The 24,698-nt window shown below is 61.4% G+C and carries 16 protein-coding genes; 15 read left to right on the top strand and 1 reads right to left on the bottom strand.

Translation table 11 applies throughout. The features are described 5' to 3' along the window. Window positions 1–172: 172 nt before the first annotated feature. The 12 genes from bcsQ to KGA83_RS04435 all read left to right on the top strand — a co-directional run bounded on the left by bcsQ (window position 173) and on the right by KGA83_RS04435 (window position 16,298). Window positions 173–1,339 carry a cellulose biosynthesis protein BcsQ gene (gene bcsQ / locus KGA83_RS04490; RefSeq protein WP_223528695.1) on the top strand — a complete coding sequence of 389 codons (1,167 nt, stop codon included), beginning with the start codon at window positions 173–175 and terminating at the stop codon, window positions 1,337–1,339. Further along, on the top strand, window positions 1,336–3,567 hold the full coding sequence (gene bcsA / locus KGA83_RS04485; protein ID WP_108219318.1) for a UDP-forming cellulose synthase catalytic subunit: 2,232 nt from the start codon (window positions 1,336–1,338) through the stop codon (window positions 3,565–3,567). Before bcsQ ends, bcsA begins: the two co-directional genes overlap by 4 nt. Further along, on the top strand, window positions 3,564–5,867 hold the full coding sequence (gene bcsB, locus KGA83_RS04480) for a cellulose biosynthesis cyclic di-GMP-binding regulatory protein BcsB (protein WP_223528692.1): 2,304 nt from the start codon (window positions 3,564–3,566) through the stop codon (window positions 5,865–5,867). Before bcsA ends, bcsB begins: the two co-directional genes overlap by 4 nt. Window positions 5,868–5,904: 37 nt before the next feature. Next, window positions 5,905–7,131, top strand: a complete 1,227-nt coding sequence (gene bcsZ / locus KGA83_RS04475; RefSeq protein ID WP_223528738.1) for a cellulose synthase complex periplasmic endoglucanase BcsZ — start codon at window positions 5,905–5,907, stop codon at window positions 7,129–7,131. Further along, on the top strand, window positions 7,107–10,958 hold the full coding sequence (locus KGA83_RS04470) for a cellulose biosynthesis protein BcsC (RefSeq protein WP_223528690.1): 3,852 nt from the start codon (window positions 7,107–7,109) through the stop codon (window positions 10,956–10,958). The genes bcsZ and KGA83_RS04470 overlap by 25 nt, the downstream gene beginning before the upstream one ends. A 17-nt stretch (window positions 10,959–10,975) precedes the next feature. Further along, window positions 10,976–11,644: an SGNH/GDSL hydrolase family protein gene (locus tag KGA83_RS04465; protein WP_108219322.1), complete on the top strand. Its 669-nt coding sequence runs from the start codon at window positions 10,976–10,978 to the stop codon at window positions 11,642–11,644. Continuing rightward, on the top strand, window positions 11,641–12,315 hold the full coding sequence (locus tag KGA83_RS04460) for an alginate O-acetyltransferase AlgF (RefSeq protein ID WP_108219323.1): 675 nt from the start codon (window positions 11,641–11,643) through the stop codon (window positions 12,313–12,315). The genes KGA83_RS04465 and KGA83_RS04460 overlap by 4 nt, the downstream gene beginning before the upstream one ends. A gap of 18 nt (window positions 12,316–12,333) precedes the next feature. Further along, the gene (locus KGA83_RS04455; protein ID WP_223528687.1) at window positions 12,334–13,743 is read left to right on the top strand and encodes an MBOAT family O-acyltransferase; all 1,410 of its coding nucleotides are present in this window, start codon (window positions 12,334–12,336) and stop codon (window positions 13,741–13,743) included. Next, window positions 13,743–14,897 carry an alginate O-acetyltransferase AlgX-related protein gene (locus KGA83_RS04450; RefSeq protein WP_223528686.1) on the top strand — a complete coding sequence of 385 codons (1,155 nt, stop codon included), beginning with the start codon at window positions 13,743–13,745 and terminating at the stop codon, window positions 14,895–14,897. Before KGA83_RS04455 ends, KGA83_RS04450 begins: the two co-directional genes overlap by 1 nt. Before the next feature lie 315 nt (window positions 14,898–15,212). Then, the gene (locus KGA83_RS04445) at window positions 15,213–15,497 is read left to right on the top strand and encodes a hypothetical protein (protein ID WP_223528683.1); all 285 of its coding nucleotides are present in this window, start codon (window positions 15,213–15,215) and stop codon (window positions 15,495–15,497) included. Continuing rightward, on the top strand, window positions 15,484–15,639 hold the full coding sequence (locus tag KGA83_RS04440; protein ID WP_218433703.1) for a hypothetical protein: 156 nt from the start codon (window positions 15,484–15,486) through the stop codon (window positions 15,637–15,639). Before KGA83_RS04445 ends, KGA83_RS04440 begins: the two co-directional genes overlap by 14 nt. A gap of 161 nt (window positions 15,640–15,800) precedes the next feature. Further along, complete coding sequence (locus KGA83_RS04435; protein WP_223528680.1) at window positions 15,801–16,298, top strand: helix-turn-helix transcriptional regulator; 498 nt, start codon at window positions 15,801–15,803, stop codon at window positions 16,296–16,298. A gap of 618 nt (window positions 16,299–16,916) precedes the next feature. On the opposite strand, the gene KGA83_RS04430 is transcribed toward KGA83_RS04435, so the two are convergent. Further along, on the bottom strand, window positions 16,917–21,971 hold the full coding sequence (locus KGA83_RS04430) for an AAA family ATPase (RefSeq protein WP_223528735.1): 5,055 nt from the start codon (window positions 21,969–21,971) through the stop codon (window positions 16,917–16,919). A gap of 405 nt (window positions 21,972–22,376) precedes the next feature. Here KGA83_RS04430 and KGA83_RS04425 point away from each other — a divergent pair, with 405 nt between their 5' ends. Genes KGA83_RS04425 through KGA83_RS04415 form a run of 3 tightly spaced genes read left to right on the top strand, consistent with a single transcriptional unit; the run spans window position 22,377 to window position 24,697 of the window. Then, the gene (locus KGA83_RS04425) at window positions 22,377–23,369 is read left to right on the top strand and encodes a response regulator (protein ID WP_223528678.1); all 993 of its coding nucleotides are present in this window, start codon (window positions 22,377–22,379) and stop codon (window positions 23,367–23,369) included. Between the two features lie 44 nt (window positions 23,370–23,413). After that, window positions 23,414–23,776 (top strand): response regulator transcription factor, encoded by a 363-nt coding sequence (locus KGA83_RS04420; RefSeq protein ID WP_223528733.1) that lies wholly within the window; start codon window positions 23,414–23,416, stop codon window positions 23,774–23,776. Window positions 23,777–23,830: 54 nt separating this feature from the next. After that, window positions 23,831–24,697 (top strand): patatin-like phospholipase family protein, encoded by an 867-nt coding sequence (locus tag KGA83_RS04415; protein WP_223528675.1) that lies wholly within the window; start codon window positions 23,831–23,833, stop codon window positions 24,695–24,697. Window position 24,698: the final 1 nt, after the last annotated feature.

Below are 24,698 nucleotides of genomic sequence, written 5' to 3'. Positions count from 1 at the left end.
ATAACACCCAACCCAACACCAACAAGCATCACTGACTTCTTATAACATTCGTTGACACCGGGACGCAGGCACCCTAGATTAGTGGCACTCTGCCAACATCCAGACTACGCATCAACTTTGTCAAGTTAATGGAATGCTGAGTTCCTGAGCTATTTCATTCCTGGTACAACGCATGAAATATGTAGACGACATTACGAAACTTTTTACACGTTTTGGCGCCAATGCGGAAAGCTACCAGGAAATACAACCGAACTATAAAGACTTCAAAGACGACCCGGTTACACCTGCACTGGCTGAGCCAGAGCCGTCAGTGGCATTGCCTCCCCCAACACCAACGCCCCCCGTGTTTCTACTGGACGAGCCACAGCCTGCTTTATTGATTGGCGCGCCGGTCGAGCCCGTGAAGAATGCTGCCCTCTCGCTACCTTCGCCAAAATCCTCTTCCCTGACCGAGCCACCTGCGAGTTCTACTACGGGTGACCGTCAGCGATTGAGCGACCTGTTGCGTGAACTCAAACAGGTTCGTCGAGACGGTCTGCCAGAAACGAATGGCAAGCGAACCAGGGCGAAGGTCATCGCTATCGTTTCGGCGAATGGCGGGGTGGGTAAAAGCACCGTCGCCGCTGGCCTCGCAAAAACACTTCGGCGCCCTGGCGGACGAACCATCGCAATTGATCTGGACCCCCAGAACGCGCTGTCCAGCCACTTGGGTATCACCAGGCAGGTTCCCGGGCTGATCCAGCTCAAAGAGCAGGACGCAGACTGGGGCGCCCATCGCCTGCCGGGCTTTGGCGACAGCGAGTGCCTGCCCTTCGGCACTGGCGAGGTGAACGATCGCCGATTGCTCAAGCAATTGATGCTTGAAGACTCTGACTGGTTGAATCAGCACCTTGCGTCAATGGACCTCAGCGAAAACGATACCGTGATCCTGGACACGCCTTCAGGTGCGACCGTCTATTCGCAACAGGCACTCGATGCAGCCGATCTGGTGCTGGTGATGACAGTGGCCGACGCGGCCTCCTACCTGGCACTGGACACCATGACCCAGTGGCTGGAAACCAGCCGACGACGCGCACAGCAACAACGGTATGTGCTCAATCAACGGGATGACTCGCGTTCGTTCTGCAGGGACATGGGCGTGCTGTTTCGGCGGCGGCTCGGTGCCAACCTGATCGGGACGGTTCGCCTCGACCACCAGTTCAACGAGTCGCTGGCCTATGGTCGGGACCTGTTGCAGTACGCACCTGAGAGCATTGGCTGTCAGGACATTCTTTCGTTGTCAGGCGCGGTCCATGCCCTGCTTTGGGCGGATGCTTCAAGTCAGCAGGACACGCCATGACCGCCCGGCTCAATCAGCTGCCTGCAAAGACATGGTGGTTGCAGCAGCTACTGGATTCTTTCCAGGCTCGCGTCAGTCGCTGGCCCCTGCGTTGGCGCCAAGGCCTGAAGATCTCGGCCGGGCTGATCGCTGCATTGTTGGTGCTGGGTATCCTCACTGCGCCGCTGAACCTGTATTCCCAGGCCGCGTTTGCCGCCGTCTGTTTTGCCGCCAGCCTGATCATTCGCAAGCAAGCCGGGCGTCTGGCGATCCTGACCCTGATCACCCTCTCGCTGATCGCTTCGCTGCGCTACATGTACTGGCGCCTGACCGACACCCTGGGCTTCGACAACTGGCAGGATGCCGTATTTGGCTACGGGCTGGTGCTGGCCGAACTGTATGCCTTGCTCGTCCTCATCTTCGGCTATGTACAGACCGCCTGGCCGCTGCACCGCACACCGCAGTTTCTGCAACAACCGCCCGCGCAATGGCCGACGGTAGATGTCTTCATCCCCACCTACAACGAAGCGTTGGGCATCGTCAAACTGGTAGTGCTTGCGGCTCAGGCCATCGACTGGCCCGAGGGCAAACTGCGGGTGCACATGCTCGATGACGGACGCCGGGAGGAATTCAAGGTTTTCTGTGAGCAGATTGGTGTCAACTACATCACCCGCGACAACAATCAACATGCCAAGGCCGGCAACCTCAACGAGGCACTCAAGGTCACCGATGGCGAATTCATCGCCATATTCGACGCCGACCACGTGCCCACCCGCTCCTTCCTTCAGATCACCATGGGCTGGTTCTTAAAGGACCCGAACCTGGCGTTGCTGCAAACGCCGCACTTTTTCTATTCACCGGATCCGTTCGAAAAGAACCTCGATACCTTTCGCTCGGTACCCAACGAAGGTGAACTGTTCTACGGCCTGGTGCAGGACGGCAACGACCTGTGGAACGCAGCATTCTTCTGTGGCTCCTGCGCGGTCATCCGGCGCACTCACTTGCTGGAAGTCGGCGGCATCGCCACCGAAACCGTGACAGAGGATGCGCACACGGCGCTCAAGCTCAATCGCCGTGGTTTCAACACCGCCTACCTCGCCATTCCACAAGCGGCGGGCCTGGCCACCGAAAGCCTTTCCCGACACATCAGCCAGCGCATACGCTGGGCACGGGGCATGGCGCAGATTTTTCGCACCGACAATCCGCTGTTTGGCAAAGGTCTGAACCTGGGACAGCGCATCTGCTATCTCAACGCCATGATGCACTTTTTCTACAGCCTGCCTCGCCTGGTGTTCTTGACCGCACCCCTGGCCTACCTGATGTTCGACGCGCAGATTTTCCATGCCTCGGCACTGATGGTCACGGTCTATGTGCTGCCGCATATTTTCCATTCCAGCCTGACCAACTCCGCCATCCAGGGGCGCTTCCGCCACTCCTTCTGGAACGAAGTGTATGAGTCGGTGTTGGCCTGGTACATCATGCGACCGGTACTGTTGGCCCTGATCAGCCCTTCGCTGGGCAAGTTCAACGTGACCGACAAGGGCGGCACCATCGAAAAGGACTATTTCGACTGGAAGCTCGCGCGGCCTTACATCGTCCTGCTGACCTTGAACATGATCGGTCTGGTGATTGGCGTGGTGAAACTGATCGGGAGTGATTCGGCCCAGGTCACGACCCTGCTGATCAACCTGGCCTGGACGGTGTACAACATCATCATCGTCAGCACCGCCGTGGCGGTGGCCACCGAGTCCTCTCAGGTGCGTACCGAACCCAGGGTGCCCGCAGATCTGCCTGTGCGCGTCTATCGCGAAGACGGCACCTCGTTCGATTGCAAAACCCAGGATTTCTCACAAAACGGCGTGGGCCTGGCACTGCCACCGCAGGTTCAGCTCAGCGTCGATGAGAAAGTGCGGCTGTGCATTCTGCGCACACCGCCCTCAAGCCTCTTTCCCGCAACAACGATCTTCAGCAACGACAACGTGACGGGCGTGCAATTCGAGGCTTTGACCCTGCGCCAGCAAAGTGAACTGGTGCGACTGACCTTTTCACGGGCCGACACCTGGGCCAACACCTGGGGTAACGGCCGCCTCGACGCGCCCATGTCGGCGTTGCGCGAGGTCAGCAGCATTGGCTTGCGCGCCATCCTGCGCTTGTTCGTTGCAACCCTTAAGGACAGCCACGCGCTACTGCGCAAACGCCCGGTCGCTCCATCACCTATCGACTCCACCGCGGACACGCAACGATCTTGAAGCCTTCCACTCGCCGGACCTTTCTTCCTCGTCGCTCACTCATGCTGATCGCCTGCTCGCTAGCGGGCTGGAGCGGCTTTGCCTTGAGTGCTGCCGCCCCAATCAGCGCCACGGACACGGCGCTGATGCCAGTCGCATCGTTGCCGGGGACCGATGCCCCGGGCAACAGCTATACCCGCACCCTCAAGGAGCTGGGCAAAAGCTATTCGATGACCCTTAAAGGCGTGGAGGCTACCGACAGTGTGAATTTCGATGTGCGCGCCGATGAAGTCGTCACGGCTGCGCAGGTCACGCTGCAGTACAGCTACTCACCGGCGCTGCTGGCCGATCTTTCGCAAATCAACGTGCTGATCAACGATCAAGTGGCCGCCAGCCTACCCCTCCCGAAGGAAGAGGCCGGTAAAGTGCAGACCCGGACCGTGCAGATTCCGCCGCAGACCATCACCGAATTCAACCGGCTCAGCCTGCAGTTCATCGGTCACTACACGATGCAATGTGAAGACCCTTTGCACTCCAGCCTGTGGGCCAGGATCGGCAACGAGAGCCAGCTGAGCCTCCAGGTGTCCTCGATTAAACAGCCCAACGACCTGTCCGCTCTGCCGCAGCCTCTGTTCGATCGTCGAGACGCCTCGCCCCTGAAGCTGCCCTTCGTGTTCGCCGCGCGCCCAAGCGGTCCGGAGCTTGAAGCCGCCGGCATCCTGTCTTCCTGGTTCGGCGCACTGGCCAGCTACCGCGGCGCAACCTTCCCCGCCAGCCTCAGCAGCCTGCCGGCCAAAGGCAACGCGGTGGTGTTTATCAGCGCCAGCGAGTCAACGACCTTGAATGGTTTGCCGATCAAAGAGGCCACCGGGCCGACATTGACCCTCGTGAGCAATCCCAATGATGCTCAGGGCAAACTGTTGATCGTCTCCGGGCGCGACGGCGCCGATCTCAAAGTCGCCGCGACCGCGTTGGCCCTCGGTGGCTCGGCCTTTTCCGGGCAGAGCGTGGTGATCGACCGGATCGACTCGCTCAAGCCACGCCAACCGTACGACGCGCCCAACTGGCTACCCTCCGATCGCCCGGTTCGTCTGGGTGAACTGGCGAAACCGGCAGAGCTCAATGTGTCGGGTTATAACCCGGGACAAATGACCGTTGCCCTGCGCTTGCCACCCGATCTGTTCAACTGGCGTGAGCCCGGTGCGCAACTTGACCTGAAGTACCGCTATACGCCGCAACCGGTCTCCACCAACTCTTCGTTGCTGATCAGTTTCAACGACACCTTCATCAAGTCGATCGACCTGCCTTCGATCGAGAAACTCGGCAACAGCGACAGCCTGCTGTCGATGCTCAAAACCGACGACAGCCTGGCCCGCACGTCGCGCATGCTGTTGCCGCTCAATTCAGTCGCGCTGCAATCGCGCCTGCAATTTCGTTTCATGTATGACTACATCAAACAGGGCGAATGCCGCGACATCATCATCGACAACATGCGCGGTGTGATCGACCCGGACTCGACCCTGGACCTCAGCCAATACGAACATTTCATGGCGATGCCCAACCTCGGGGTGTTCAAGGACAGTGGCTTCCCGTTCACCCGCATGGCCGACCTGTCTGAAACATCGGTGATCCTGCCCAACGAGCCAGGCCCGGCCGATCTGAGCGCCTATCTGACCCTGTTGGGCCGTTTCGGCGACTCCACCGGTTATCCGGCCACCGGCGTGAAGGTGGTCCACGCCGACCAGGTGGCCGAGCAACGCGACCGGGATTTGCTGGTGCTCGCCTCGGGCAACAATCAGCCGCTGCTGGATCAATGGCAGCACCTTCTGCCGGCCAGGGGCGAAGACGCTGCGCAGTACTTTGAACTGTCTGACCTGCCCTTGCGTCTGCGCAACTGGATCAGCCCGGATACGCAAACCAATCGGCGTGAAGCGCGCAGCAGCTTCAGGTTCAGCGCCGAGGGCGGCAGTGCTTATCTGACCGGATTCGAATCGCCGCTCAAGAGTGGGCGCAGCGTGGTGTTTATCGCCGGCACAAGGCCCGGCGGCCTGGCCGACGTGACCAGCGCCCTGCTCAGCAGCGAGGAAAATGCCCGGCAATTGCAAGGCAGTCTGGTAGTGGTCAAGGGCAAGCAGGTCGAATCGCTGGTCGCCGAGCAGGATTACTACGTCGGGCGCCTGGGTCCGTTGCGCTATCTGCAGTGGTACCTCTCGCAGAACGTAATGGCGCTCATGCTGTTCACGCTTCTCGGGGTCCTGCTGCTTGCGTCCATGGCCTACCTGGCCCTGCGCTTACGGGCCAAACGTCGTCTTGGCCAATGAGCCGCGCGGGCCAGTGTCGTTCATGCCTGTGCCGTCCATGAGCAGCCGGGGTACTTCACGTCGCCAGGGCCTGCGCGGTAACGCGCGCAGGTTGAGCGCTATGCTTGCGCTCGCCCTGCTGGTGCCGGCGATGGCGGCCGCAAACTCCTGCGAGCCGCCGGCCTGGCCACTGTGGCAAACCTATGCAACACGCTTCGTCCAGGCCGACGGCCGGGTTCTGGAATCGAGCCTCGAGAACAATCACAGCACCTCTGAAGGGCAGTCCTACGGCATGCTCTTCGCACTGATCGGCAACGATCAGCCACGCTTTGACAAACTCTGGCGCTGGACCTCGGCCAACCTCGCAGGCTCCGCCACCGCCACACGCCTGCCGGGCTGGTTATGGGGGCAAGGCAAGGACGGTCAGTGGCGCCTGCAAGACGTCAATTCGGCCGCCGACGCCGACCTGTGGATCGCCTACGCCTTGCTCGAAGCCGCACGCCTGTGGCATCGGCCGGACTATCACCGGGACGCCCTGCAGCTGATGGCGACGATCGAAGCGCAATTGGTCGTCAATTTACCTGGGCTGGGCCCAATGGTTTTGCCTGGACCACAGGGCTTCGTCCAGCCGGACGCGCTCTGGCGCCTGAACCCCAGCTACCTGCCACTGCCGCTGTTACGGCGGCTGGCCAAGGAAGCACCCTTCGGGCCCTGGCAAGCGATTGCCGATAACACCGCGACGATGATTGCCCAATCCAGCCGCCACGGTTTCATCGCTGACTGGGTCGGTTATCAAGGCACTTCAGCACAATCGGGTGTCTTCGTGAGCGACCCGGTCAACGGCGACAAGGGCAGCTACGACGCCATTCGCGTGTACCTCTGGCTGGGCATGACTGATACCTCCGAACCGCTGGCGGCGCTACTGCTCAAACGGCTGGACGGTATGGCCCGCAGCACTGTCGCGACGGGTTCCCCCCCGGAAACGGTCCAGGTTATGCGCGGCAGTGTCCAGGGTCAGAGCCCTTTCGGCTTCCGGGCTGCACTGATTCCCTACCTTCAGGCCAAGGGGCAACCCAGGTTGGCCGATCAGCAACGAGACCGCGTGGAAGTCGCCTTGCGCGAAGCGCTGTCCAGGCCTGATACCGACGTTGGTCCGCCGCGTTACTACAACTTCATGCTCAGCCTGTTCGCGCTCGGCTGGGCAGATAAACATTATCGATTCCGGGAAGACGGAACGCTGAAACTCTCCTGGGAGACCGCATGCACGCGCACCACCGCACGCTAGCCATCGCCGTCATGAGCGCATGGACGGCCGCTTCTGCCCACGCTCAAAGTCCGACGCCACAGACATTGCTCGTCGAGCAAGGGCAGTACTGGCAGTTGCACAAAAACCCTCAACGCGCGGCGGAAGTCTGGCTGAAAGTCCTGTTGCTGGACCCGGCCCAGGTTGACGCACTCTATGGCCTGGGCTTGATCGGCGTGCAACAGGACAAGCCACAACAGGCGCAGCAATACCTCGCCCGCTTGCAGGCCATCCAGCCTTTGCCGCGGCAGGCACTGCAATTGGCGCAGGACATCGCCCTGGCACAACCGCAGAACCAGCAGCGCCTGGAAGAGGCTAGACGCCTCGTCGATGCCGGTGAGCGCGACAAGGCGACCGTGGTGTTTCGCTCGCTGTTCGATGGCCGTCCACCTCAAGGTACGATCGGCCGTGAGTATTACAACAACCTTGCCTTCAATCAGGCGGACTGGGCTGAAGCACGCGGTGGATTTCAGCGCCTGCAACGTGAGATGCCCAACGACTCGATCGTCGCGCTGTTTTACGCCAAGCATCTGGTACGCCATGAAGACAGCCGTGCCGAGGGCATCCGCGCCCTGGCCGCGCTAACCCAACGTACCGACATTGCCGGTGATGCCGACGAAAGCTGGCGCCTGGCGCTGACCTGGATCGGTCCGCCCGATCCAGCACAAGTACCGTTGTTCGAGGCGTACCTCAAGACGCATCCGGATGACGTGGAAATCCGGGCACAGATGAACAAGGGCAAACAACAGGCAGCGACGACGGCTAGCAAGGAATGGCAACCGCCCGCCGAAGTCGCGCGCGGCCTGAAGGCGCTCAAGGAAGGCGATCAGGCCACCGCCGAACAGGCTTTTCAAGCGCGCTTGAAAAGCCGGCCCGACGATGCCGATGCGCTGGGTGGCCTTGGGGTGGTTCGCCAGCAGCAACACCGACTGGCCGAAGCGGAAAAGCTCCTGGCTCAGGCCACGCGACAACAGGGCGGCAGCCACTGGCAAGTTGCGCTGAACGAAGTGCACTACTGGTCTGCGTTGCAGCAGGCCCGCGACGCCCAGGCCAAAGGCCAGACAGCCCAGGCACAGGACTTGGTCAACCAGGCCCTGCGGCTCAATCCAAACGGGGTGGACGCTCGCCTCGCCCTGGCGGACATTCAGGCCAGCGCGGGCCAGTTCGATGACGCCCAGCGCAACTATCGCCAGGTGCTGAGCCTGCGCCGCGACGACCTTCAAGCACAGGAAGGGCTGGTCAACGTGCTGCTCAAGAGCGGCAGGAACGATGAAGCCCTGCAACTGATCAACAACCTGCCCGCCACCGGACAGGCAAAGATCGGCCAGTCCGCACGCCTGCAAGCTTTGCGCGCGACGCAACTGGCCGCCCTCGCCGAACAACGCAACGACTTGCCCGCTGCGCGTAACGCCTTGCAAGACGCGCTGCGCGTTGAGCCGGACAACATCTGGACGCGTTTCGCCCTGGCCCGCCTGAATCTGGCGATGGGCGAACCCCAGAAGGCTCGGGACCTGATCGATGCCATGCTCCAGGCCCACCCCGACAATGCCGATGCGCTTTACGTCAGCGCCTTGCTGTCGGTCCAGATGGGTGAGTGGAAAGCCGCCCAGACAACCTTGGGACGCTTGCGCCCCAACCAGCGCACCCCGGACATGCAAGCGCTGGCCGCTGACGTCAGCTTCAACCTGCAACTTCGCCAGGTGATCGAGTTGGGCAAGCGCGGACAGCGCCAGGAAGCCCTGACCTTGCTCGAGCGCATTCAGCCGACGGCCAACGACAGTCCAGACCGCACGGCCAGCCTGGCCTCGGCCTACGTCGACATCGGCGAGCCGGGCCGTGCGCTGGCCCTCATGCGCGGACGGTTGCAACAGACCACAGCGCCCTCGGCGGACTTCATCCTGCAATACGCCGCTGTCCTGCTTAAAACCGGAGAAGACACGCAGGTCAACCAGATTCTGCGCGACCTTCAGAACAAGCCCTTGAACGCCCCGGCCCACAAGCGATTCGACGACCTGCTCTATCTCTATCGCATCCGCCAGGCGGACCAGCTGCGTGAGCGAGGCGATCTGGCCAACGCCTATGACACGCTGGCGCCCGCACTGGCGCAACGTCCCGGTGACAGCGCGGCCGTCGCGGCCCTGGCGCGGATGTACTCGGCAAACGGCGATACGGCAAAAGCCCTCGAACTCTACAAACCGCTGTTACAGCGCCAGCCAAACGACCCGCAACTACTGCTGGGTGCTGCCGACGCGGCGGTGCTGGCACATGACGCGGCCTTTGCCGAACAGGCGCTGCAACAGCTGCTCAAGACCGAATCCGGTAACCCTCAAACGCTGACCGAGGCCGCACGTCTCTACCAGAACATGGGCAAGACCGGCACGGCGACTGATCTGCTGCGCAAAGCCGTGGCCATCGAACAGAGCGAGAAACGCAGAAGCCAGGGCGGCCAACTGGCCGGCTCGACGGTGGCGCCCAACCCTTTTGCCGGGGTATCGGGCTCACGTAACGAAGTCAGTCGCGACACCTTGCTGGCAGCCATCCCGCCACCGGTTCAGGAGATGCCGGGCAGCGCCCCTTTTGCCATCGATGCCCCGCCAAGGCCGCAGCAGGCGAGCAATCCATTCGAGTCGCAGTTGCCCCGCGCAGCACTGGTGAGCGAGGACATCAGCCCCGCGCAACTGGCGCTCAATAAAATCCTTCAGGAGCGCAGCGCCTACGTCACCCAGGGCGTGAGCATTCGCAGCAACAACAGTGAGTCGGGGCTGAGCAAACTCACCGATATTGAAACACCGCTGGAAATCAATATCCCGCTGGATGAGAGCCGCGTCGCCCTGCGCGTGACGCCGGTCTCGCTGAACGCCGGCAGTGCCAACAGCGAGGCGCTGTCGCGTTTCGGCAACGGTGCGCAGAGCGGCAGCGTTGAGTCGCAGAAAGCCGAGGGCGTCGGCCTTTCCGTCGCCATTCAACGGCCCGCGGATGGGCTCAAAGCCGATCTCGGCACTACCCCGCTCGGTTTCAAATACACCACCGCCACGGGCGGCATCAGCGTTGATCGCCCCATCAGCGACACCTCTAATGTCCGCTACGGCGTGAGCGTTTCCCGGCGTCCGGTGACTGACAGCCTCACCTCGTTTGCCGGCACCACGGACAAACGCAGCGGGCAGTCCTGGGGCGGTGTGACCGCCAACGGCGGACGCGGTCAACTGAGCTTTGACGACAGCGAAGTCGGCGCCTATGGCTACGCCTCCTGGCACCAGCTATTGGGTAACCATGTCGAGTCCAACAGCCGCAGTGAACTGGGCAGCGGTGTGTACTGGTACCTGCAAAATGCAACGGACAGCAAACTGACCGTCGGTTTGAGCATGACCGGCATCAGCTACGCCAACAACCAGGACTATTTCACCTACGGCCACGGCGGCTATTTCAGCCCGCAGACGTTCTTCGCCCTGGGCATTCCGGTGACCTGGGCACAACGCACCGGGCGTTTGACGTATCAAGTCAAGGGCTCGGTCGGCGTGCAGCATTTCGAGCAGGACAGCGTCGACTATTTCCCGACCGACAAAGCCCAGCAGGCGGCCTCGGGCCTGCGCTACGAAGGGCAAAACAAAACCGGGATCGGCTACAGCGTCGCCGCGGCGGCTGAATACAAGGTCGCTGCGAACTTCCTGCTGGGCGCCAATCTGGGCCTGGACAACGCCCGCGACTACCAACAAATCAGCGGAGCCCTGTCCTTGCGCTACCAGTTCGAGGAGATCAGCGGCCCCATGAGCCTGCCGGTCAGCCCGTACACCTCGCCTTATTCCAACTGATCATTCTGGAGCTTTCGATGCCCACTTCTGCCCTTGCCGGTCTCACTCTCCTTGTCCTTGGGGAGAGCCATATGAGCCTCGCGGACCATTTGCTGGAGCCGCTGCACGACAACCTGACTCGCCAAGGCGCCCAGGTCCACTCCATCGGTGCCTGCGGCGCCAGCGCCGGTGACTGGCTGATCAGCAAGAAGGTCGACTGCGGCGCCGAGCGCAAAGGCAACGACAAGATCATGATCAAGGGGCGCGAGGCAACCACCACACCGATCCAGGACCTGATCGCCGCCGACAAGCCCGACCTGGTGGTACTGGTCATCGGCGACACCATGGCGTCCTATGACAAACCGGTGTTTCCGAAGGCCTGGGCATGGCAAAGCGTCACCGGCCTGGCCAAGGCCATTGCCGCTACCGGAACCCGCTGCGCCTGGGTGGGTCCAGCCTGGGGCAAAGCCGGTGGCATGTACCAGAAGAATGATGCCCGCACCCAATTGATGTCGCAGTTTCTGGCCGCGAACGTGGCGCCTTGCACCTACATCGATTCGCTGACGTTCTCCAAACCCGGGCAGTGGATCACCACCGATGGGCAGCACTTCACCGTCGCCGGTTATCAATCCTGGGGCAATGCGATTGGTGGCGCGTTGGCCAAACTGCCTGCCGACACTGTCAGCAGCACGGGAGCCGGTAAATGACCCGGTCCACCTGTGGCTGGGCGCTGTTCGCGCCCTTGATGCTGAGCCTGCACGCCCAGGCCGCCGACATTGCCCTGTACCCGACGGGCCCGGATCAGGACTCGGCCTTCCTGCGCTTTATCAACGCCGCCGACCAACCGCTGCAGCTGCTGGCCGAAGGTTCGCGCGCAAGCCTCAAACTGGAAGGCTCGATTGCCGTGTCCGACTACCTGCCCGTGCCCGCCAATCAGCCGATCAAGGGCACCCTGGAACGCAACGGCAAAAGCCAGCCGCTGGACATCCAGGTGGCGGCAGGCGAATTCGCCAGTGTGATCGCCTTGTCAGACAGCGCTCAAGGTATCCGCCAGGTCGTCATCCGCGAGCAACCCGACGACTTCAATAGCCTGAGAGCCTCGCTGGCGTTTATCAGCGCCGATCCAGCGTGCACCCAGGCCGGTTTGCGCGCTGCGGGGAAGAACGCCGACTTGTTCAAGGCGGTGGCCGACGGCAGCGTGCAACGCCGAGCGATCAACCCGGTCAACCTGTCGGTGCAATTGGTCTGCGCCCAAACCAACGTCGGTGCCCCGCTGGACCTGGGCCAGCTCAAGGCTGGCGAGCGCTATAGCGTTGTGCTGCTGCCTGGCGCAAATGGCCCTCACCTGTTGCTCGCGACTGACGTCCTGGCCCACTGATCGGATCGCGCCACCACCATGGTTTTTGCCTCTCTCGAGTTTCTGACGTTGTTCCTGTCGCTGTTCCTGGCGGCCTATGCCGTGTGCCCGGCCGCCTGGCGCAACGTCACGTTACTGATCGGCAGCTGGCTGTTCTATGGCTGGTTGAGCCCACGGTTCCTCGCGTTGCATGTGGTGCTGACGATCACGGCGTGGGTCGGCGGCTTGCTGATTGACGCCTTGCGCGAAGATGGCAAGGGCCGCGTGCGGCTACTCGCGACGCTGATCGTGCTCAACACGGCGGTGCTGTGCTGGTACAAGTACGCCAACATCGTTGCCGGCACCTTGATCGATACCTTCACCGGGTACGGCGCCATGCCCCCGGACTGGCAGCGGGTCATCATGCCGGCGGGGCTGTCGTTTATCGTCTTGCAGGCGATTTCCTATCTGGTGGATGTGCATCGCCGTACCGTGCCGGTTGAACGCAGCTTCACTCACTACGCCACCTATATTTCGATGTTCGGCCATTCGGTCGCCGGCCCCATCATCCGCTATGACTGGGTTCGGCGTGAGCTGAATCGACGTTACTTCAACCTGCAGAATTTCTCGCTGGGCGCACGCCGGTTCATGGTCGGGATGTGCATGAAGGTCCTTGTGGCCGACACCCTGTCGCCGGTAGTCGACGTGGCGTTCAGTGTGCCGAACCCCAGCTTCTCCGACGCCTGGATCGGCTGCCTTGCCTATTCCTTGCAACTGTTCTTCGACTTCGCCGGCTACAGTGCCATGGCCATCGGGCTGGGGCTGATGCTGGGATTTCACTTTCCCGAGAACTTCGATCGTCCGTATCTGGCCAACAGCATCCAGGACTTCTGGCGCCGCTGGCATCTGTCGCTGTCCAGCTGGTTACGCGACTATCTGTATATTTCGCTGGGCGGCAATCGCAACGGCACCTGGAAAACCTACCGCAACCTGTTCCTGATCATGGCCATCGCCGGCCTCTGGCACGGTGGCGATAGCTGGAATTATCTGCTGTGGGGCAGCGCCCATGGCATTGCGTTGTGTGTGAATCGTGCCTGGAACAGCTCTTCCCTGCCCCCGGTGCCGCCGGTGCTTTCCCATGGCCTGACACTGCTGTTCGTGTGCCTGGCCTGGACACTGTTCCGCGCCCCCGACTTTCATAGCGCGCTGAGCCTGTATGCCGGACAGTTCGGTCTGCAGGGCATCGCCCTCGGTGACGAACTGTCCACGACCCTGCGCCCGGTGCACGGCCTTGCGGGTTTGCTGGGAGTGTTCGGTGTCGTCGCACCGCTGCTGCGCCCTTACTGTGAGAAACAACTGGGCGGCCTTTCGCTCTACACCGCCGCCCTTTGGCCCATCGCCGGTTTCATGCTGTCGTTCGCACTGATCGCCAGTCGCGAAACCGTACCCTTCCTGTATTTCCAATTCTGATGACGAGCTTAAAGCACACCCCGCCCCCCACTCAGCCAGATGATCTGGCGACACGCAGCAGTCGGTTGGCCGGCGTGGCGCTGCTGATATTCCTGGTCGTCGGCCTGCTGTCCTCTGGCCGTCTGATCGTTTCAGGGCAGATCTCGCTGCTACCCGATAAAGTGCTGACCACGCAGATTCTCGATGGCGATATCACCCATCGGATCGCCAAGGAACTGTCCAACGCTTACCTCCCCACGACCTTCGCCGAGCTGGAGCGCGGTGTCAGTTGGCTTTTGCTCAGTGACACCGGGCCGAGGGTTCGCTCGGGTTGTCCTGACTGGTTGTTTTTGGCCGATGAACTCAAGGTCAATCATCAGGCACAGCGCAATGCCGATGCCAAAGTCCAGGCAGTGATTGATCTGAAGCAGCAGCTCTCCCAACGTGACATCGGCCTGCTGGTGGTCATCGTTCCAGACAAGAGCCGTATCGCTGCCGGGCAGCGTTGCGCACTGCACCGCCCGGCCGCTCTCGAAGGGCGCATCCAGGCCTGGACCTCGAAGCTGGATGCGGGGGGCGTGTCGAATCTGGACCTCACCGGTGCGCTGATGCCACTGGGGGCCAGTGCCTGGTTGCGCACCGATACGCACTGGAGCGAATCCGGTGCGAAGGCGGCGGCCGAGGCCATCGCGCAGCGCCTGAAGAGCCTGGGCATCAGCGCAACGCCACGCAGGTCGTTCAACGAAAGTCATGCCTCGCTCGCGGTGCGACCTGGCGACCTGGTCCATCTGGCGGGCATCGACTGGCTGCCGCTCAAATGGCAACCCGCACCCGAAATGCTCGCCGAGACCCGCACCCACGAACTTCCCGTTGCGTCAGCCGCCAGCCCTGACACTGAGGCAGACCTGTTTGGCGATGCCGACCTCCCCAATACCGTGCTCATCGGCACTTCATTCTCACGCAACTCCAACTTTGCAGGGTTTCTGCAGCAGGCACTGGGTGCCCCCGTAGGTAACTTCGCCAAAGATGGCGGAGCGTTCTCTGGTGCTGCAAACAGCTACCTCAACAACCCGGCCTCCAAAGAAACGCCGCCAAGGCAAATCATCTGGGAGATCCCGGAGCGCGACCTGCAGTCGGCTTACATCGACCCCATTGCCTATCGCTCGTTGCGGTAGGCCAATCGCAGCCGGTCGAACCGCCATCGGGTACGAGAAGCCCCTACCCAGAATGGTCGGTGAAAAAGGGCCGGGGGCTATCTCCATAAATGGGGAATTTCACCCACCCAACCGGGCGTTTACCACCTGATTTGAGGAATATTCCCCCCTCCCCCTTTTCTCTCGCGTCAAACACTCAGTGCCTGTTCATTCATTTGAAGTTTTTCTTTGCCCAATTGAAATGGCTCATTAGTTGCAGCCCCCCTGGTACCCGCAACAGCTGTCGTCCCGTACATCATGGAGACGGCGGGCCCGGCATGATGCGAGGGGTGAAAAATGAATCGTGCGACACCACCATGCAACGCCATCGCCTTGCTGCTCAGGTCAAGCCCGCCCTGTGCGATGCGCCTTACCCTGACTACCGCCAACGCCGTCTCGCTGGATGATTTCGGCCCGCCAGCCGTCAGCCTGTGGGCGACGGCATCACCGGCCACCCGTCGGCTGTTCGCCCTGATCGCCCTGATCGGCGCGCAGTTCATCCTGCCGGTGATCCTGATGTACTCCTTCTGGAGCGATTACGTATTGGGCGCAAAAGGGAGAATGGGCGATGGCTTCCTCTAATAAATCAATTGCACGAGTCACGAAAAGGCCGATTGCCCTTTATAAGCAGGTCGCCGAGTTGAGCCTGATGTTTATCGCGTTGCTGATTATGCTGGCGTTGTCCGCTGTACTGGCGATGGAGTTGACCTTTGGAACGCTCTGACGAGTCCGGTAAAAAACAAGTCATCCTTTGCTTCCAACCTAGCTGAACGGCATGGAAGGACACACGGCAACGGACACTGGATTTCAGAACTCTTAAGGTTTGCTTAAGGACTTTAAATGTCCCCGGCGGACAGACTTTCCTGAACGATCAGGAGAGCCGCCATGAACCCGCAATCGGTGATTTCAAACCATCCATGCACCCTTGCCCGGCCGCTGGGTGCCCTGTCCGGCTGGCAGGAGCGCCGCGCCAAGGAGCTGATGCTGCGTGACATGGGCAGTTGCGTTCGCATCAGCGAGATTGCCGAACACTGCAACCTGTCCCGTAGCCATTTTTCCCGGGCGTTCAAAAAGGTTACCGGCCACTCGCCGCAAGGCTGGCTAGTGATGATGAAAATCGAAAAAGCCAAAAGCCTGCTGATCACCTCGATGCCGATCACCGATGTCGTCTATGAATGCGGCTTCGCAGACCACTCGCATTTCACCCGCACCTTCAGCCGCCTGGAAGGGATGACACCCAAGGCATGGCGACGGACCTTTGATCATGTAGCGAGCCACCCTGGCCAGCCACCCGTGATTGATCGGGACATACCCGAATGGATAATTCGCGAAAGCCTGGTCGACGGCGTGGGACAGTCGCGCGCGCAAGAGCTGCACGCGTGAACTGATCGAGATCGACAAAACGAACTCCTCCCCTTTGGCCGCTCATGCGGCCTTTTTTTAGGTTCTTCACGTAATCCCGGGGAACTGTAGGAGCCAGCTTGCTGGCGATGGACTCAAGTACGCCGCGTTTATCCGGTTCACACGCGTTATCGTTACCGACCATCGCTGGCAAGCCAGCTCCTACAGGGGAACGCGTGCACCACCAAACAACGAGGTCGAGCGTTAGCTCGCCTCGCGGTGCTGTTGCGGTGCACGCCGCCTCGTGAGGCCGAGCGCAGGTTCTGCGCAGTGGGCAACCCGGCATGGATGCCGGGTTAGCCGCGCACGGCCATGGATGGCCGATCGCGGCGGGCCCACGGAGCAGGACCGGAGCGAGGGCATGCCGAGCCACAGCGAGGCACCGAATGTAAGGGGCAAAGCGCTTTGGTTACTTTCGCGCTTTTCGAAAGTGACCCGCCGTCAGGGCGGAACCCTAAGTGGCCGTTACCGCAGCAATGAATATGTACACCAGGAAGAAAATGCTCGGCCGTAAGGTCGCCATCGCTGGCAAGTCGGATCGCCGCATCGCAGTTTCTACAGGTATCGGTGTTCCCCCGGGATTCCGTGAAGAACCTTTTTTTATCCGGCGCTGGCCGGTGCCAGTGGCAGGTTGAAGCAAATCCGGGCGCCCTGCTCGCTGTCCTGGACCACCAGCGTCCCGCCGTGCGCGCCGATCACCGACCTGCAGATGGCCAGGCCCATTCCCATGCCGCTGCCTTTGGTGGTGTAGAACGCATCGAAGATCTGCTCGCGCTGGTGCGCGTCAATTCCGGGGCCGTTGTCCTGGAAGCAGACCTGGACATGAACGTCCTTCACCGCTGAGCCGATGATGATGCATCCATTGGGCGACCCTGCTCCGGCGATGGCCTCCAGCGCATTGGTGATCAGGTTGAACACCACCTGCTGGATCTGTACCGCGTCGACCGACACCGGGCATTGCGCATCGAGCCGGGTTTCCAGGCGCACATTGCGGTTCGCAAGGTCAGTGGCGGTCAGGCGCACGACCTCACCGATCAAGTGATCGATTTGCACCGGCAACCGTTGCAACGGCGTCTGCTTGGCGAGTGCGCGCAGCGCCTGGACAATGTCGGCGGCGCGGGCGCTGTCCGAGCGAATGTCTTCCAGCCCCTGAATCGCCTCTTCCAGATCGGGCTGATCACGCTTGAGCCAGCGCAGGCTGGCCGAGGCATTGGACACGATGCCCAGCAACGGCTGGCTGATTTCATGGGCAATCGAAGCAGAAAGCTCGCCCATGACCTTGAGGTGCGAGCTACGCGCCAGTTCCGCGCGGGAACTGCGCAAGTCCGCTTCCATCTGCGCGCGTAGCTGGTTGTCCTCGACCAGCTGCGCATACAGCTTGGCGGTTTGCAGTGACACCGCGGCCTGAGAGGCGAGAATTTCCAGCATGGTCAAGCGCTGGGCGCTGAATAGCTTGGGGACCAGGCTGTTTTCCAGATACACCAGGCCGATCAACGTGCCTTGTTTGAGCAGCGGCAGGCACAACACCGACCGTGCTTGCCGCTGTTGCAGATCGGCGCTGTAGGCCTCGGGACAATCGGCCCGGGCATCGTCGAGCACCAGGGTCGTGCGCGTGCGCATCGTGGCGTTGAGTACCGAGGCCGGCGCCATCTGTTCGAGCGGTTGCCCGGCGTCCAGAGCGACCCGTACATTGCCGGCTTCGACCGAAGCCGTCGCCGCCAGTTGCAGTTCGGCGCCGCTGACGATCATCAGCACGCCATTGTCGGCACCGGCCTGAATCATCAAGTGATTCATCAGGGTTTCGACCAGTCGGTCGAGCAGAACTTCCTGCGACAGTGCGCGCGCCGCTTCGATCCCCACTTCAAGATCGAGGCGGACCTGGGTCACAGGCCGGACCGGCTCGAACGACGGCTGCGCACTCAGAAACGGGTGCAAGGTTTCCAATTGACGCGCCTTGCCTTCGGCGCCCCACAGGTTGTAGCAGTCGCGCGCGACACGCAGGTGGTGGCTGGCACCCGACACCAGCCCGTTGGGTAGGCAGATATCGGCCAGTTGTTCATGGGCCAGCGCCTGCTCATGGATGAAACCGGCCGCCGCCGCAGCGATCTGCGACTGATCGAAACAGCGGATGGCTACCAGTTCCTGACCGCGCAAACGGGCGATGACGCCCTCGATCAGCAGCAACTTGTTGCGGAAGGTTATCGGGTTGAGTTCGACCCACGGCAGGAACCGCAGGCGTTGCCGCTCGAGTTTTTCCAGTTTTTCCGCCACCTCGCCCGGCGCTTGCGCGCTGCCCAGCGCCAGGCTGTAAAACAGGTAGTAATCGGCGAGATTGATATGCGCCGGAATGGACCAGGCCAGCGCGGCGGCTTCTTCGAAACGTCGCAATGCGCAAGGGATATCGCCGAAATAAAACGCCGACATACCGCAATACAGCCACGACCAGAACAGCGTCGGCTGCGACACACGGGTACGGTCGATGGGACCGAAACGGTCATGTTCGATGCCATCCAATTCGGCCAACGGCCGATGCAGGCGCCCGTCGCGCAGATCGGTGGCGAATGCCTGTTGCGCCAGCAGGATGCGCTCGATATCGATGTAATGAAATTGCCGCACCCACGCCAACCCATGCTCCAGTTCGTTCAACACTCCTTGCAAGGGTTCGCCCATGAACAGCAGGTCTGAGCCGATGTGGTTGCAGGCATAGCAGGACATGCCCAGGTCGCCACCGGCCTGGCCGCATTCGAATGCGGCGAATGCCTTCTGTCGAGCGTAGGCCATCGGTCGGGTCCACGGGCTGACTTGATCGAGCGCTACCAGCGTGCCTGTGCGCCCTGCTTCGTAGCCGTGCTTGTCGGTGAGTTCAAGCGCCACTTCGGCGAAGGCCTGCCCGTCCACATATTCGCCATAGCGTTCGGCAATCATCACGCCAAACCAGGCAAAACCGTAGCCGCTGCTTGGCGTGGTGCCATGCAGCAGTGTGAGTTCGACCATTTTCGCCAAATGCAGAAAACGAATGTCGTCGTCGACGAAGAACGAAGAAATCAACGTACTGAGCAACTCCATGGCCGCTTCGACAGACGGGTCATCGGCCTTGGGCAAATGCACCAGATCGGCGATGCGGCGTGCGCCGACAAACTCACGAACCTGGGTAAATGCCAGGGTCAAATCGTTCTGTGAGGGCCTGCGCTGAAGGGGAATATCCAGCAAGGCCAAACCGTTCAGCGCCTCGGTGATCGCCCCCTCGTAATCGGAATGCAGCGTGCGCAAGGTGGCCCGTAACCGATAGGTCTTCGCGCGGTCGAGCACTGTGGTGGCGTGGGTCAGGCAGTCGTCGAGGCGGCGCTGGGCCCCGATCAGATCGGCCAGGAGCATGTCGCACTCGGCAGCCAGCCATTGGGTGGCAAACGTCTGGCTGTAGAGGCTCGACCAACCTGTCTGGCCGAGCAGACTCTCGGCCGTGCGTAGATAGCCCACGGCCTGCTCGACAGAGGCGGTGTCCCGGGCGCGTTCGGCGGCTTCGACCAACAGCTCGACGAACGCGGCGCGGCGATGCGCCTCCAGTTCATCGGCGTCAATGCGCTGGACCTGACTGGCGACTTCGAACACACGCTCATGGATCTGCTCGCCCCAATGATCAAGCATGGCGCCAGCGATACGCGCATGCTCGGCGGCGCGTCCCGCTGACGCCGCCAGCTGACAGGCCGCCTCAAGCACACGGTCATGGGGAAACACCAGTTGCTCGCGCTCACGCAGCAGAAAACCTGCATCGACCAGGCTTTGCACGCCATGGGTAATTTGTTGCGGCTCACACGGCAACAGCCGATGCAGCAGTGATTCATCACAGCGCCCGCCGACATAGCCCGCCGTGCGCAGCACTTCGCGCTCCATCGGCGACAGGCGTTCGAGTCGCAGTACCATCAAGTCCGCGACGTTGTCGGCGTAGCGATAACCGTCCACCTCCTGTTGATTCCAGACCCAGCGGCGACCCTGCACGTCAAAGCGCACCAGACATTCATCGATCAATGCGCGCAACACCTGGCTGACAAACAGAGGATTGCCGGCCGTCTTGTAATGCACGACTTGCGCGAGCGCCTCAATCTCCTTGGGGTCGGCGTCCAGTTCAGCGGCGATCAGCTGCGCGACGGCGGGCACCGACAATGGCCCCAGCATGACGCTTGCACAGGGTAACGATTGCTCGCGGCCCAGCACCTCCAGCACTCCCCCCTTGCGCTCGAGGGCCTGCGACTCGGCCTCGCGATACGCCAGGATCAGCACCAGATGCCGAGGCCGCCGGGCGACGAAGGCCTGCAAAAACGACAGCGTCGAATCGTCCGCCCATTGCACGTCATCCACGAACAGCACCAAGGGGCATCCCGGCTGAGCGAAGACTTCCAATACATCGAGCAGGGTTCGGTTGGCGCGATCGAGCGCATGTCGGGCCGGCATGTTCGGTAGCTCAGGTGTGACCCCGATGACCAACTCAGCCTCGGGCGCCAACTCCACCAGAAGCCTGCCCCGCCCCTTGAGCCGTTCGACCAGTTGCTCGCCCAGTGTCTGCAACTCCAGAGCCGGCTTGCCCAGCAACTGGGTCATCAGCGACTTGAAGATTTCTGCCAAGGGTGCAAATGGAATTTCCTGCTGCAACAGATTGCTCTTGCCACTGGCCCAGTAGCCGGACGCCAGCGGCCGGACACCCTGATGGATCAGCGTCGACTTGCCGGCGCCCGGCGCGCCACCGACCAGCAGAACCCGGGCAATGCCATCGCTGCCCACCTGATGCATCAGCTCGACCAACTGCGTACGTTCGTCCTCTCGACCAAACAGCACATCGCTGCGGGCCAGGGAAGGCAACGCATCGAAAGCGCCCAGGCGGAACGCGTCGATACGCTCATGTTCCAGCCACTGCCGTTGGCACCAGGCCAGATCCGCGGCTATTGATTCGGCACTCTGGTAGCGGGCACCCGGTTCTTTCGCCAGGCCTTTGAGCAGCACTCGGCAGATGCCTTCCGGCAGATCGGTGACATGAATCGCCGGTGATTGCGGCTGGACCGCGGCGTGCACGTGCAGCCATTGGGACGGGTCGCGGGCGGTGAGCGGCAGTCGGCCGGTCAGTGCCTGATAAAGAATCGCGGTCAGCGCGTAGACATCGCTGCGCGCATCAAAGCTGGCGGCATCGCGTCGTACCTGCTCGGGGGCCAGATAAGGCCATTGTTCCAGGTCAGGCAATTCATCGGCGGGCGCTTCCCCGGCATGGCGGTGAAAATTCAGTAGTCTGACCGAGTCGGCCGCATCCACCACCAAGTGGTGGGGTAGCAGGCTGGCATGTCGCACGCCCATCTTCTGGGCGCTCGCCAGCGCGTTGGCCGCGGCTACGGCGATGGCCAGCAAGCGCGCCAGTGGCAGCCCTGTGTCAGTGATCAAATCAGTCAGCGGCACCCCAGACACGGGATAAATCAACAAAGGCCCCTCGGCCGAGCGGATGAACGCGACAGGGGCAATCGCCCAGGCCGGATCCAGCCTCAGGTGAAAATCGCGCTCCAGCCGCTGGCATAGAGCAGGCCGTTGAATCGGCGCCCGGGCGGCGAGCCAGCGTGTGCCCGATGCCCGATCCTGGAGCGTGAACCAGGTCAGGTCGTTTTCCCGGCGCAGTATGGTGAAGGTGCAACGCTCCAGCCAGGCTTCATCGTGTACGACATCAAGACTGTGGGAACCGGATGCTGAGAGAGGGCTGCTGGGCATGAACAATCACCGCTGAAGATTCGTTTCGGGCTGAGCCTGGGAGTATACGCAAGGCTCTGGCCCGGGGGTTGCGCTCAAGCAATCCTGTCCGTCATCGGCACCAGAATGGCAGTTGAGGGCCCCTGCCGCCTGTGGTTTTTGCGCTCTGAAATCGCCGCATGTTATCCCTCGGGATAATTGCATTATGCGAGGCCGTCCCCTAGGGTGCGTTCTCAGTTAGTTTTCCCGTGAAAACTAACTGAGAACGCACCCTAGCGTGTAGCCCTGATGAAACGACGTTCCGGCGTCACGCCCCGTCAACGCAGTGCAGAGGAATGTATGATCCGACTCGGCCAAGCCACTATTTCCCTGGAACGGCGCGAAGCCTTTCTTGATGGACGGCCGCTGCGTGTCGGGGGCCGGGCGTTCGAAATCCTCTCGGTGCTGATGCAGGCCGATGGCCGAATCGTCAGCAAAGATGAATTGATCACACAGGTCTGGCCTGACACCGTCGTCGAGGAAAACAATCTGCAGGTGCAGATTTCCTCGCTGCGCAAGTTGCTCGGAGAAAAAGAGCTCATCCAGACGGTCCCGCGCCGAGGTTACCGATTATTGAAAGAACGTGAACCGCCCCTGCCCCTGTTCCATCCTGCGGCCCCGGGCCCCTTGGCGTCCGAGGATCAGCAGAGGATCGATCCTGACAGCGTACCGGTGTTCATCGTGGACGATGACGCCTGCGTGCGCACAGCGCTCAGCCGACTGCTGCGGGCCGAAGGCATCGTGCACCGGATATACGCCTCGGCCGAAGAATTGCTCAGCGCTGACCTCGACATCGGCCCCGCTTGCCTGTTGCTGGACGTCAGCCTGCCCGAGGCGACAGGCCTGGAACTGCAATCCACACTCGGGCGGCGCGGACTTCCGTGGCCGGTTATTTTCATGACCGGTTTCGGCACCATCCCGATGTCGGTGCAGGCCATGAAAGCGGGAGCGGTCGAGTTCCTGACCAAGCCTTTCAACGACGGCCAGTTGCTGGACATCCTGCGCACCACCCGTCAGCGCGCAGCGGCGACGTTCGAGCAATGGCAACGCACTCAGAGTGCCCGTCAAAGGGCCGCCCTGTTGACCCCCCGTGAGCGCGAAGTGCTGCCACTGATCGTGGAGGGTCTGTCCAACAAACACATCGCCAACCGGCTGGGCACCAGCGAAATCACCGCCAAGGTCCACCGCAAACACATCATGGAGAAGATGCAGACGCGCTCGCTGGTGAGCCTGGTCAGCCTGTATGGCTTGATTAGCTCAGAGCCGACGTTTGGCGTGCAGAGTCCTACATGACTACCAACAATGACTGCGCCGCGCCCGGGTCATCCGTCAGCGCCATGATCATCGTCTGCATCGTGGACGACGATGCGTCCGTGCGCAAAAGCCTGGCCAACCTGCTTCGGTCGGCCGGATACCGCGCCCGGGTATTCGCCTCGGGCGAGGAACTCCTGGCCCTCGAAAACTTCGATGACATTGCGTGTCTGTTGCTGGATTTGAAGATGAACGGCCTGTCAGGGATAGACGTCATGCACGCACTGACGCTCAAGGACAGAAAATTCCCGGTGATTTGCATGTCGGCACATTGGGATGAAGCGACACTGGCCGAAACCGGTCGCTATAAACCCATCGAATGCCTGCGTAAGCCCTTCAGCAGCGATGCTTTGCTGAGCGCTATCGAGTTTGCACTTCAAAGTGAGTAATGCCGACCCGCCAGCTACACTCATTCGATACATTTGCGCACAGAGACTTCCGCCATGGCGACCAAAACCGCAATCGTATTCGCTGGCGGTGGCAGTTTGGGGGCGGTGCAGGTGGGAATGTTGCGGGCCCTGGTCGAAGCCAATGTTCGATTCGACATGGTGGTTGGTGCTTCGGTAGGCGCTATCAACGGTGCCTACTTTGCCGCAAGACCCGATTCCGATGGCGTCGAGGCGCTCGCCGGATTCTGGCGCGGGCTGAGTAAAACTGACGTCTTCCCCCTCTCTTGGTTCGATACCTGTAGAGGATTGATCAAACGGCGTGGCTATCTGTTGCAGCCGTCGGCCTTGAATCGGCTGCTGGGTCAGGCATTGCCCATTCACCGCATTGAGGATGCGGTGCTGCCCCTATACATCGTCACCACCAACCTGCTCAGTGGTGCCGAGACGGTTCTGTCCAGTGGCGAACTCGAGCAGGCGTTACTGGCCAGCGCTGCCATTCCGCTGGTGTTCCCCTGCGTACAAATCGCCGATCAGTTCCTGGTTGACGGCGGCGTGGCAAGCAATACACCTATTTCGACTGCCGTAGCCTTGGGAGCCACCAACGTCGTGGTCATCCCCACCGGAATGAGTTGCGACCTAATGCAACCTCCCCGAGGACTGGTCGCCTTAGCCCTGCACACCGTCAATCTGATGAGCATGCGCCAACTGGTGAGCGACATCGAACACTTCCGCACTTTCGCCAGTCTGCACATCGTCCCGCCTTTGTGCCCGGTGGATGTCTCGGTTTTCAACTTTGACCAGACCGAGTCTTTGCTGCAGCGTGCCTATGAGCAGACCCTCCGGTGGCTGGAACGTGGGGGACTCGAACGCACCAAGGTACCTGGTGCCCTCACGATCCATTCGCATGCCCATGAGCATTGAG

This window comes from Pseudomonas sp. GL-R-19 (assembly GCF_019956375.1).
GTDB lineage: Bacteria > Pseudomonadota > Gammaproteobacteria > Pseudomonadales > Pseudomonadaceae > Aquipseudomonas.
Note: the sequence above shows the minus strand (reverse complement) of the source record. Positions and strands in the feature narration are given on the sequence as shown.

What these genes read in the sequence shown, in the direction of transcription:
- bcsA (WP_108219318.1), top strand. Translation starts at nt 1,336, where the DNA reads ATGACCGCCCGGCTCAATCAGCTGCCTGCAAAGACATGGTGGTTGCAG.
- bcsQ (WP_223528695.1), top strand. Translation starts at nt 173, where the DNA reads ATGAAATATGTAGACGACATTACGAAACTTTTTACACGTTTTGGCGCC.
- KGA83_RS04470 (WP_223528690.1), top strand. Translation starts at nt 7,107, where the DNA reads ATGCACGCGCACCACCGCACGCTAGCCATCGCCGTCATGAGCGCATGG.
- KGA83_RS04450 (WP_223528686.1), top strand. Translation starts at nt 13,743, where the DNA reads ATGACGAGCTTAAAGCACACCCCGCCCCCCACTCAGCCAGATGATCTG.
- bcsZ (WP_223528738.1), top strand. Translation starts at nt 5,905, where the DNA reads ATGAGCAGCCGGGGTACTTCACGTCGCCAGGGCCTGCGCGGTAACGCG.
- KGA83_RS04415 (WP_223528675.1), top strand. Translation starts at nt 23,831, where the DNA reads ATGGCGACCAAAACCGCAATCGTATTCGCTGGCGGTGGCAGTTTGGGG.
- KGA83_RS04420 (WP_223528733.1), top strand. Translation starts at nt 23,414, where the DNA reads ATGATCATCGTCTGCATCGTGGACGACGATGCGTCCGTGCGCAAAAGC.
- KGA83_RS04445 (WP_223528683.1), top strand. Translation starts at nt 15,213, where the DNA reads ATGAATCGTGCGACACCACCATGCAACGCCATCGCCTTGCTGCTCAGG.
- KGA83_RS04435 (WP_223528680.1), top strand. Translation starts at nt 15,801, where the DNA reads ATGAACCCGCAATCGGTGATTTCAAACCATCCATGCACCCTTGCCCGG.
- KGA83_RS04460 (WP_108219323.1), top strand. Translation starts at nt 11,641, where the DNA reads ATGACCCGGTCCACCTGTGGCTGGGCGCTGTTCGCGCCCTTGATGCTG.
- KGA83_RS04465 (WP_108219322.1), top strand. Translation starts at nt 10,976, where the DNA reads ATGCCCACTTCTGCCCTTGCCGGTCTCACTCTCCTTGTCCTTGGGGAG.
- KGA83_RS04425 (WP_223528678.1), top strand. Translation starts at nt 22,377, where the DNA reads ATGATCCGACTCGGCCAAGCCACTATTTCCCTGGAACGGCGCGAAGCC.
- KGA83_RS04440 (WP_218433703.1), top strand. Translation starts at nt 15,484, where the DNA reads ATGGCTTCCTCTAATAAATCAATTGCACGAGTCACGAAAAGGCCGATT.
- KGA83_RS04455 (WP_223528687.1), top strand. Translation starts at nt 12,334, where the DNA reads ATGGTTTTTGCCTCTCTCGAGTTTCTGACGTTGTTCCTGTCGCTGTTC.